Annotated in this window: 1 protein-coding gene; it reads right to left on the reverse strand. The window is 64.5% G+C overall.

The features are described from left to right. Positions 1 to 262 (reverse strand): circularly permuted type 2 ATP-grasp protein (locus tag U4Z64_RS37495; RefSeq protein ID WP_321822704.1); only part of this gene is annotated, 262 nt, incomplete at both ends.

Below are 262 nucleotides of genomic sequence, written 5' to 3' on the forward strand. Positions count from 1 at the left end.
ATTGCCGCCCGGCGGGCACACGGCCGCGAGCGACTGGCGCAGCATCTGCGGATAGGTCTCGACCGGGCGCACCTTGACCTGCTGGAACAGCTCGGGAAAGAGCTGCATCATCGTCTCGCGGTTTTCCAGCATGTACGACACGCCCGACGGCGTGCGCGCGTTGTCCTCCAGCACGTAGAACTGGTTCTCGGCGGTGCGCACGATGTCGACGCCGATGATGTGCGTGTAAACGTTGCCGGGCGGCCGGAAATCGATCATCTCC

The sequence above is a fragment of the Burkholderia sp. BCC1996 genome, from assembly GCF_905339955.1.
Classification (GTDB): domain Bacteria; phylum Pseudomonadota; class Gammaproteobacteria; order Burkholderiales; family Burkholderiaceae; genus Burkholderia.